The 10,159-nt window shown below is 69.9% G+C and carries 6 protein-coding genes; 1 reads left to right on the top strand and 5 read right to left on the bottom strand.

Translation table 11 applies throughout. From position 1 onward, the window contains the following. The first annotated feature begins 725 nt into the window (after nucleotides 1-725). A complete protein-coding gene (locus ACFKCF_RS59545; RefSeq protein WP_350742559.1) occupies nucleotides 726-1,109 on the top strand; it encodes a cell division protein SepF in 384 nt (127 codons plus the stop codon). Between the two features lie 1,066 nt (nucleotides 1,110-2,175). On the opposite strand, the gene ACFKCF_RS59540 is transcribed toward ACFKCF_RS59545, so the two are convergent. The 5 genes from ACFKCF_RS59540 to ACFKCF_RS59520 form a co-directional block, all read right to left on the bottom strand. Next, nucleotides 2,176-3,465 carry a hypothetical protein gene (locus ACFKCF_RS59540; RefSeq protein ID WP_394506119.1) on the bottom strand — a complete coding sequence of 430 codons (1,290 nt, stop codon included), beginning with the start codon at nucleotides 3,463-3,465 and terminating at the stop codon, nucleotides 2,176-2,178. A 162-nt stretch (nucleotides 3,466-3,627) separates the two neighbouring features. Next, a complete protein-coding gene (gene argS / locus ACFKCF_RS59535) occupies nucleotides 3,628-5,355 on the bottom strand; it encodes an arginine--tRNA ligase (protein ID WP_394506117.1) in 1,728 nt (575 codons plus the stop codon). Next, on the bottom strand, nucleotides 5,352-7,751 hold the full coding sequence (locus ACFKCF_RS59530; RefSeq protein ID WP_394506115.1) for an HAD-IC family P-type ATPase: 2,400 nt from the start codon (nucleotides 7,749-7,751) through the stop codon (nucleotides 5,352-5,354). The genes argS and ACFKCF_RS59530 overlap by 4 nt, the downstream gene beginning before the upstream one ends. A 40-nt stretch (nucleotides 7,752-7,791) precedes the next feature. Further along, nucleotides 7,792-8,811, bottom strand: a complete 1,020-nt coding sequence (gene plsX / locus ACFKCF_RS59525) for a phosphate acyltransferase PlsX (RefSeq protein ID WP_394506114.1) — start codon at nucleotides 8,809-8,811, stop codon at nucleotides 7,792-7,794. Between the two features lie 769 nt (nucleotides 8,812-9,580). Beyond that, the gene (locus tag ACFKCF_RS59520) at nucleotides 9,581-10,138 is read right to left on the bottom strand and encodes a DUF1707 domain-containing protein (RefSeq protein WP_394506112.1); all 558 of its coding nucleotides are present in this window, start codon (nucleotides 10,136-10,138) and stop codon (nucleotides 9,581-9,583) included. Nucleotides 10,139-10,159 lie beyond the last annotated feature (21 nt).

Here is a 10,159-nt window from a genome sequence, read left to right as displayed (position 1 = left end):
AACCCGGAAGTTAAGCTTCTCTGCGCCGATGGTACTGCACTCGGGAGGGTGTGGGAGAGTAGGTCGCCGCCGGACAATCTTTGGAGGGGGTTCGACGCCTTGGGCGTCGGACCCCCTTTTTTTGTGTTGTGCGTCCAGGGGGAGCTGTGAGGCGCTCTCTCGTACGGCCGACTGGCCGCCCGTACCCGACACCCGGGACGGGTGTCTACGCGCCCGAGGCGTCGGCTCCGGGCGCCGCATTCTCATACGTGTGCCGCCGCACTCATCCGGCCCGCTGCGCATCGGTCTGCATGCCGCAGCGAATTCGAGTGCCGGCCCCGTTGCCTCCGTTGAATGGAGGACGCGCGTCGGGCGCGCTCGGCGGGTGACCACAGAGGGTGACTTCGGCGGCGAGAAGGAGCCGGCGAGGGCGAATTGGTGAGGCTCCGAGTGGTTCCTCCCGATGGCTACTCTCTGCATCCGCCCATGAGTAACCGGAGAGCCCAGCAGGCGGCGGGCCGCGCGATTAGGCTGGAAAGCCTTGCTGGTGAAGGCGTCGACAGCGAAGAGGCGCACACGTGACCGTTGGCGGGCGGTGGTCGGATATCCAGATGCAAGCGGGCTGCAAGCTGTACAAAATGGAATTAGGGCTGGGCGTGTCGCGTGGCGAATGCGGAATCGTCGGTTACCGTCCAATGTGTAGGGACGTGCCGATTACGGTGAGTTCCTGAGGAAAGGACAAGCCGATGGGGGCAGTGCGCAAGGTGGTGAGCTACCTTGGCCTGAGCGGGGTCGATCACTACGACGAAGGCTACGACGACGACGAGAACTACGAGGACGAGTACGTCCCCGCGACCGAGCGGGCCGCCAGGCGGTGGCGCGCGAACGTCGACTCGTCACGAATCGTGATGGTCCAGCCGCTCAAGTACAACGACGCGCCGTTGATCGGCCAGCACTTCCGTGACGGACAGACGGTGATCATGGACGTCTCGGGCATGGCCATGCCTGAGGCGACGAGGATGGTCGACTTCGCCGCCGGGCTGGCCTATGGGTGCGAAGGGCGGATCGAGCGCATCGCCGACCGCGTCTTCCTGCTCGCGCCGGCGCACGTGGAGATCGAGACCACCTGAGTGTGGTAACCGGGCCGCTGGGCCGTGGTCGGCGCGCAGAGGCGGGCTGCGCTGACCACGACCGCCCGGCGGGGTCGAACCGGTGGCCGGGTACGGCGGCGGATCGTCGATGCGCCACCGACCTGGGCCATTCAGGCGAGCCGCCGGCGAGTCGCGGTCCGCTGGCTCCTGGACGATTTCTCGACGACGACCAACCTCCCAGGTCAACCCAGTTGCGGCCGACTGATCAAGGGCCGCTTCCCGACGAGCGACCCGCCCGCGGCACGCTGCCGGGACCGCCCCCGAGCCGATTACCCTAAGTGTCCACCCCGATGACCGAGCGCCCCGGTGGCCACCGACGGCCTGGGCGCCCAGCAGGGCGGCGCAGGTCTGGCCGGAGTTTGGCAGCAGAGCGGCGCAGGTCTGGCCGGAGCCGGGCAGCAGCAGCCCCACCATCCCGCCCGGCGACATGCCCAGGCCGATTGAGCGTCCACTTCGCTCGCGGAGGGTTCGGTGGCTGCAAGCGTCCATTGCGTTGAGTGAGGGGTTGCTGAACCACCTCCAGCCCGTTGACCGAGCGCTCCGACGGCCGCAAGCGTCCATTCCGCTCGCCGAGGATTCGGTGGCTGCAAGCGTCGACTACGTTGAGTGAGGGTCGGGTCGCTGGACGCGAGCCTCCAGCCCGTTGACCGAGCGGCCCGATGACCGTGAGCGTCCTGCCGATATTGCCGAGCAGCCGATGGCGCAAACAGCCCGCCCCGTGTCGCCAGAAGGCCGACAACTGGAAGCGCTCTGCCCGTTCGTCAGCGGCCAACGACCGTAAGCGTGCCGTCGGTCCGTCAAGCGGCCAACGACCGTAAGCGTGCCGTCGGCCCGTCAAGCGGCCAACGACCGTAAGCGTGCCGTCGGCCCGTCAAGCGGCCAACGACCGTAAGCGTGCCGTCGGCCCGTCAAGCGGCGACAGCCGGAAGCGCGCGGTCCATTCGTCAGGCGATCGACGATCGGAAACGTCCTGCCTGTGTCTCACACGGTCGATGGGCGGTGACGTCCGGTGTGGTGGGCGGGAGTGAGCTGACGGTCGGCGGGGTCAGCTGGCGCGGGGGCCGCGGCGGATGAGGCGGGTGAGCTCGGTCGCGTCCTCAGTGGCCTGCTTCGCGCGCTCGTCCGCCTCCCTGGCGTACGCGTGCAGGGCCCACACCGCCCCCTCAGCCAGCTCCTTCAGCTCGCTGACCTGGGCGGCCACGTACCGGACGTCGGCTTCGACGAGCTTGCGGCGCTGCCAGAGCTGCCACCCGGCCAGGCCGATCATGGCCACCGCCGCGGCGGCGAACAGACTGCTGGAGATCACCGCCCCGACGAGGCAGGCGATGCCGGCCACGATCAGGAGCATGGCCGCCCATGGGCGGGGGCGGGGCATGACGCCGTCCGCGATGATCGCGGCCTCGGCGGCGGCCAGCGACGACGCCTCGGGGCCCTCCGGGCGCAGGTGGATGCGGTGGCCGAGAAGGGCGATGGTGAGCGTGGTGGGCGGCGCGAGGCGGCTGTCGGCTTCGAGCTCCTCGGCCACGCCACGCAGGATCGGCCCCGCCACGTGCAGGGCGATCGCCGCGAGGTGCGGGTCGGAGCCGGGGCGCAGGTCTTCGAGCAGGTACGAGCTGAGCGAGGCCATCGGGCCGGCCGGGCCGCCGAGGCCGATCAGGAAGCGCAGGACGGCGAGCGGCTCGTCCTCCGCCCAGCTGGCGGCCGGGCTGCCGGTGCTGTTGTCGAGCGAGATGGCGGTGTCCTGCTCGGACTGCCGCGTCGAGGTGATCTCGGCGCAGCGCCCGCGCAGTCTCGCGAGGCGCGCGGCCGCCACGGCGGGTCTGGCCAGTTCGGGGATCTCGGCCATCTCCGGGAAGTCGACCAGGGACGGCGGCACAACGACCGACGGCTCGCCCGGCACCAGCGCCTGCACCCACTGCTCCGGGTCGGCGTGTTCCTGGACGGCCAGGGCGTCGAGTTTGCGCAGTACGAAGATCTTGCCGGCGGGGCCGTACGCCCCCCTGGCGGCCGCCAGCCAGAGCGAGCGCTGGCCGTGGGAGACCGGCCAGTCGAGTGAGAGCTCGCCGAAGGCGGTGCCGAGCCAGGAGGCGTGGATACGGCTGCCCTGCCCGGACACCGCGAGTGCCAGGCAGAGGAAGAGCGCGGTCTGCTGCTGGTCACGCCCGGCGGCCCTGCTCAGCGGCTCCAGCGGGTCTTCGCCCGCGAGGATGGCGACCAGCGCTTCGATGGCCGGGGGCAGCCAATAGCCGGGTATATCGCGAAAACCTGGTGCGGCGGGAGGCGCGGAGCCCTTGGCGGCGAGGTGAGCGAGCAGCGCCTCAGCGTAACGATGCAACTCCGTAGCCGCTTGGGGGCTCGCAGTCAGGTCCGTGCTCAAGGCAGAGAACTCCCCCATTTCGGCCTCAATTCATGACCGCGTAAAGCCTAGCCGTTCGGGCGCGCCAACCAGGTGAAGGCGCGCCCACGGCGGATCTGCGGGCTTTGAGCCAACTGCCTGTTACATACGCTCGGGAACAGGGACACCCAGAAGGTCGAGCCCCTTCTCCAGAACGTCCAGGACCAGCTTGCACAGGGCCAGCCGGTGCTGCCTGGTCTCCGGGTCGACGCCTTCCTTGGTCACCGGGCACTCATCGTAGAACGTGCTGAAGAGGCTGGCGGTCTGGAACAGGAAGTTGCACAGCCGGTGCGGCTCGGACTCGGTGGTGACCTGGGAGACCAGCTCGCCGAAGCCGAGCAGCTGGAGACCCAGCGCGCGCTCGGCCGGCGCGGCCAGCACGATGGGGCCCGTCGCGTCGGCCGGAGCCATCCCCGCCTTTCGGAAGATGGAGCGGATCCTGGCGGTGGCGTACTGCATGTAGGGGCCGGTGTTGCCGGTGAAGCTGATCATGCGGTCGAAGTCGAGGACGTACTCGCTGTCGTGACTGACCGACAAATCGGCATATTTCACCGCGCCCATGCCGACGGCGTGCGCGATCTCCTTCGTGGTGGCCTCGTCGTAGCCCCGGTCGGCGATGGCCGCCGTGGCCCGGTCGACGGCCTCCTGGAGCAGGTCCATCAGCTTGACGGACTCGCCGGAGCGGGTCTTGAACCGGCGCCCGTCCTTGCCCAGCATCATGCCGATCTGGACGTGCTCGGCCGAGACCGAGTCGGGCAGCCAGCCCGCCAGCCGCGCCGCGGCGAACACCATCCGGAAGTGCAGCGCCTGCTCGTTGCCCACGACGTAGAGGATGCGCTCGCTCTTCAGGTCGTGGACGCGGTAGCGGATCGCCGTCATGTCGGTGGTCGCGTAGCCGTATCCGCCGTCGCTCTTCCTGATGATCAGCGGCAGCGGCTTGTCGTCGGAGCCGGTGAAGCCGGGCGGGAACACGCAGAGCGCGCCGTCGCTGATCACCGCCACCCCGGACGCCTCGAGGTCGTCGCACGTCTTCTGGAGCATGGGGTTGTACATGCTCTCGCCGGCGAGGTCGGCATCGGTCAGCGTCACGCCGAGCAACTGGTAGACCTTGTTGAAGTAGCGGATGGTGGCTTCCATGAACACGTGCCACAGCCGCATCGTCTCGGCGTCGCCCGACTGCAGCGTGGTCACCCGCACCCGGGCGCGCTGCCTGAAGGAGTCGTCGGAGTCGAACTTCGCCCGCGCCGCCTGGTAGAACTCGGTGCCCTGACCGGCCTCCAGCTGCGCGACCGCGGCCTCCTCGCCGATCTCGAGCAGGTGCTCGATGAGCATGCCGAACGGCGTGCCCCAGTCGCCCAAATGGTTCTGCCTGATCACGGTGTTGCCGAGGTGCTCGTGCAGGCGGGCCAGCGAGTCGCCCACGATCGTGGTGCGCAGGTGGCCGACGTGCATCTCCTTGGCCGCGTTGGGCGCGGAGTAGTCGATCACCACGGTCTGCGACGGCGTGATCGTGCCGACGCCGAGCCGCGGGTCGGCCAGCATCCGCGTCGCCTCGGACTCGATCCACGAGTCGTCGAGGGTGATGTTGAGGAAGCCGGGGCCGCTGACCTCGATCGTGCCGGGGAAGTCGGACAGCTCCGTCTTGATCGCCTCGGCGACCTCCCGCGGCGCCCGTCGCAGTCGCTTGGCCAGGCTCATCGCGACGTTCGCCTGGAAGTCGGCGAACTGGGAGGGCCGGATCAGCGGATCTGCGTCGGCGTGCTCCTGGCCGAACGCGCGCGCCAGCGCCTGCTGGACGCGCTCGGTGAGCACTATCTGCGGGTCGGTCATGTTCTAAGGGTACCGGCGACCTTGACAGCGACGCTTATCATTACGGCCGCCACGATCGAGATGCCGACGGCCGTCAGATCGTCGCTGAGGTCGCCGGGTTCGAGGGCGAAGAAATGCCGGACGAAGGGGATCGTCAACCCGATCGCGAACGCCGCCGCCATCGAGGCGACCAGCGCGATCCGCCACCAGTTGAGCGGCCTGGCGATCAGCACGAGCACCCACCAGGTGGTGAGGAAGAGCGTGATCACCGCCGACGTCTGATCCTCCACGAGCGTGGACGTGCCGCTGTGGGCGGCCCAGAACGACAGCAGCACCGCCGCCGCGCACAGAATCCCGGCTGGTACGGCGAAGCGCAGCACTCTGCGGACGAATCCTGGCTTCGACCGCTCGAACGTGGGCGCGAGCGCGAGGAAGAGCGCGGGGACGCCGATGGTCAGGGCGTTCGTCAGGGTGGAGTGGCGGGGCGCGAACGGGAACATGATCCCGGCCACGCCGACCAGCAGCGACAGCACGATCGCGTAGAAGGTCTTGGTGAGGAACAGGTTGGAGACGCGTTCGATGTTGGCCAGCACCCGCCGTCCCTCGCCCACGACGTGCGGCAGCGTGGCGAACTTGTCGTCGAGCAGCACCACCTGCGCGACCGCCTTGGTGGCCGGGCTGCCCGCGCCCATCGCGATGCCCAGGTCGGCGTCCTTGAGCGCGAGCACGTCGTTGACGCCGTCGCCCGTCATGGCCACGGTGTGGCCCCGGGCCTGCAGCGCGGTGACGAACTGCCGCTTCTGCTGGGGGCTGACGCGGCCGAACACGGTGTGGGAGTCGAGCAGCTCGCCCAGCTTGGCCTCATCGTCGTAGGGGAGGTCGCGGGCGTCGATCGAACGGTGCGCGTCCGGGATCTCGAGGCCGGTGGCGATGGCGGAGACCGCGGTGGGGTTGTCGCCGGAGATGACCTTGACGGTGACGCCCTGCTTGGCGAAGTAACGGAGGGTTTCGTGGGCGTCGGGCCTGACGCGCTGCTTGAGCGTGACGAGCGCCACCGCCTCGACGTCTGCCCCGCCCGCCGCGACGTCTGCCCCGCCTGCCTCGACGTCTGCCCTGCTCGCCTCAATGTCCGCCCCATCCGCCTTGATGCGCGTCCCGTTCGCCTGAGGTGCGGGCAGGGTGCGGGCGCGGCCCAGGACGAGCACGCGGGCACCGGTGGCGGCCAGCCCGGCGGCCTGGTCGTAGGCGTCCCCGCCGTCGAGCAGCACGTCCGGCGCCCCCAGCACCCACGCGCCCCGCTCGCCGAAGTCGGCGCCGCTCCACTTGCGCGCCGACGAGAACGGCACCGTCTCACCGGCCGTCCACCCATCCCGGGCACCCTGGTAGCGGGCCCGGATGGCCTGGGCGGTGGCGTTCGGCGAGTGGTCGAGGTGGGCCAGGGCGGCCAGCGCGTCCTCGATCGGATGGTCGTCGCGCAGGGGCAGCACCTGGTCGAGGTCCATGCCGCCGGCGGTGAGCGTGCCCGTCTTGTCCAGGCACAGCACGTCCACCCTGGCCAGGCCCTCGATCGCGGGCAGCTCCTGGACCAGGCACTTGCGGCGGCCGAGCCGTACGACGCCGACGGCGAACGCGATCGAGGTCATCAGCACCAGCCCCTCGGGGATCATGGTGACGATGCCCGCGACCGCGCCGGTGATCGCGGTGCCGAAGTCGGCGGAGTGCTTGAGCTGGCTGTAGATCAGCAGGGCGCCGATCGGGATGACCAGCCAGGTGATGTACTTGATGAAGTTCGCCACGCCCTCGCGCAGCTCGGAATGGGCGAGGTGAAACTTGCTCGCCTCTTCCGCGAGCTTCACCGCGTACGCGTCGGTGCTGACCCGCGTGGCCACGAACGCGCCCGCGCCCGCCACGGCGAAGCTGCCCGACAGGACCCCGTCGCCGGGCTGCTTGTGCACGGGGTCGGCCTCGCCGGTCAGCAGTGACTCGTCGACCTCCAGCCCGTCAGACTCGACCACCTCGCCGTCCACCAGCAGGCGGTCGCCAGGGCCGAGCAGGATCAGGTCGCCTAAGACCAGCTGCCGTGGCTGGACCAGCCGCTCCTCGCCGTCCCGCCGGACCCGGACGGGCGCCTCGTTGATCACCGCGAGCTTGTCGAGCGTCCGCTTCGCACGTAGCTCCTGGACGATGCCGATCAGCACGTTGGCCACGATGACCAGGCCGAACAGGCTGTCCTGCCACTCACCGAAGATCAGGACCAGCGCCCAGAGCACGCCGATGACGAGGTTGAACAGCGTGAAGACGTTCGCCCTGACGATCGCGCTCAGCGACCTGCTCGACCGCCGCGGAACATGGTTGGGCTTCGCCCCCGCCACCTGTGCCGAAGTGAGGCCGTTGGCCACTGTGGAGAGCCGGTCCACATAACCCCCTGTTTCTGTGGATCGGTCACACCCTACGGTGTCACCACAACCTGTGGGAGCGATGTGTGGTGGCTGTCTTGTCGCCGATGCGGGCCACGATTCCGACCGAGGACAGGTCTGCCGCGAGCTTGCAGGCCGCGCTGATCCCGTCGGCCCTGGACGAGCCGTGGGCGATCACGACGGTGCCGTTCAGGCCGAGCAGCACGGCGCCGCCGTACGCCTCGGGGTCGAGGCGGCGGCGCAGCTCGCGGATGCGCGAGCGCTGCATCGCGGCGCCCAGCCTGGCCAGCCTGCTGTCGGTGACGGCCGCCCTGAGCTCGGAGAAGGCGTAGCGGACCGCGCCTTCCATGGTCTTCAGCGCCACGTTCCCGGTGAACCCGTCAGTGGCGATCACGTCCACCTTGCCGGTCAGCAGGTCATGTCCCTCGACGTTCCCCTCGAACCGGAGGCCGGGGGAGGCCTGCAGCAGCTCGTGGGCACGCTTGACGAGCTTGTTGCCCTTCTCGGCCTCGCTGCCGATCGTGAGCAGGCCGACCCTGGGCGTCTCGATGCCGTACGCGAGCTCGGCGTAGGCCGTCCCCAGATGGGCGAACTGCACCAGCATTTCCGGCTTGACCTCGGCGTTGGCGCCCGCGTCTATGAGCACGGTGGGGTTGGGGAGGGTGGGGATGGGGACCGCTATGGCCGGTCTGAGCACGCCTTGCTGGCCTTTGAGCCGTAGCCTCCCGGTGGCCACGATGCCCGCCGTGGAGCCCGCGGACACGACCGCGGCGGCGTCGCCGCGGCGTACGAGATGGCAGGCGACGGCGATGCTCGAACGGGGCCGGCGCAGGCTCGCCAGCGCGCCCTCGTCCATGGCCAGCGCCTCCTCGGCCCGTACGATCGGGACCTCCTTGGTGGCGTCGTGGTCAGCGAGCGCCTCGTAGAGCACGCGAGGCGAGCCGACGAGCACGACGGACAGACCGCGCTCCCTTACGGCGTGCACCGCGCCCGCCACGATCTCGTGCGGTGCGTGGTCGCCGCCCATGGCGTCGATCGCGATGGGCCTGCTGTCGGACAATGATCACCTCGTACGGCATCGAGCCCGCCGCCACGGCTTGACCGGAACGCGGGCTCGGTATGTCCGCATCGTAGGCAAGGCAGGTGTCAGGTTAACCGGCGGGTAGGCCCTGTTGGTTCCCCCGAGTGCCTCTTCCAGTCTCGCCGACCATCCCACCCGACCCCCACATCTGGGTCCCATCACCTGGATCGCCCCGCTCCCGGCCCCTACCGCACCGCCTCCGGACCCCGCCACATCGGGGTTCGGGCGCTTGCGGCGTCGGGGGTGGGCTTGCCGCACCGGCCCGGGCGTCTGCGGTGTTCGGGGCGGGGTCTGCGGCATTGGGCTTCGGCGTCTGCGGCGTCCGGGGGCTTGGCGGCATGGCACCCGGCATTTGCGCGACCGGGGCGGGGCTTGCCGCGCTGGGCGCCGGCGTCTGCGGCGCTTTTGCGCGAGCACCCCGGGCGCGACATCCCGGCGCACATCCGCCACGGCGCATGAGGATGGGAGGCACATCCGCCGGGTGCATGACGGTGCGACGCACAACCGCCGGGCGCATGAGGGTGCGACGCATCCGCCGGGCGCGGGAGGGCGGGACGCGCATCCGCCGGGCGCATGAGGGCGCGGCGCATCCCCCGGGTCCGCGACGGCGGCAGCTGCAAACCGGCGGCGCGGCGCCGTCAAAGCGGGCGTTGCTGAATCGGCGGCGCGGCGGCGTCATGGTGGGCGTTGCCGGGCCGGCGCCGTCGGTGAACGGGAGTGGGCTTCTCGAGAGCTTCGAGGCGGCGGATCAGTGGAGGTTCCAGTCGTCCTTCCCGCGCGACACGATCACCTTGGAGAACCTCGACGCCCCCGTGACCCGGATCAGCGGCCCGTCGGCCTCGGAGCCGCCCGTCACGTTGCGCTTGCCGAAGATCGAGCTGCCCTCGTCGATCACGTGCGCGTTGTCCGGAACCCGCACGATCAGCTTGCTGAACCAGGCGTCCGCCTCGATGGTGATCTCGCGGCCGGGCAGCACCGCGTCCGAGAGGTCGATGATGAGTGCCCCGAACCGGGCGGACAGCCGGGTGTGGCGGGAGGCCACCCACCGCCCCTTGCGGACGATCTTGCTGAACTTCGAGTCGATGACCTGCTGCTCGATGGCGGCGGGCACGCTGGACGCGGACACCTCGGGCAGGTCCCGGGTGAGGGGGACGAGCTCGCCCACCGTCTTCGCCGCGTAGGCGACGTCCAGGCGGTCGGCGTGCTCGACGCTGGTGAGTCTTCCTGTGGCGAGGGCCTCCGACAGGGCCGCGGCCACGCGGTCGCGGTCGGCGTCTGAGGCCCGCTGGTCAGGGTCAGGGATCACAGTAAATCAGTGTATGTCCAA

The sequence above is a fragment of the Nonomuraea sp. JJY05 genome (assembly GCF_043496855.1).
In the GTDB taxonomy this organism is placed as follows: domain Bacteria; phylum Actinomycetota; class Actinomycetes; order Streptosporangiales; family Streptosporangiaceae; genus Nonomuraea.
The sequence above is the reverse complement of the archived record's forward strand: the minus strand, read 5'-3'. Positions and strand labels throughout refer to the sequence as shown.

Excerpts from the sequence above, each read along its gene's own strand:
- ACFKCF_RS59545 (WP_350742559.1), top strand. The coding sequence starts at position 726 with ATGGGGGCAGTGCGCAAGGTGGTGAGCTACCTTGGCCTGAGCGGGGTC.
- argS (WP_394506117.1), bottom strand. The coding sequence starts at position 5,355 with ATGACCGACCCGCAGATAGTGCTCACCGAGCGCGTCCAGCAGGCGCTG.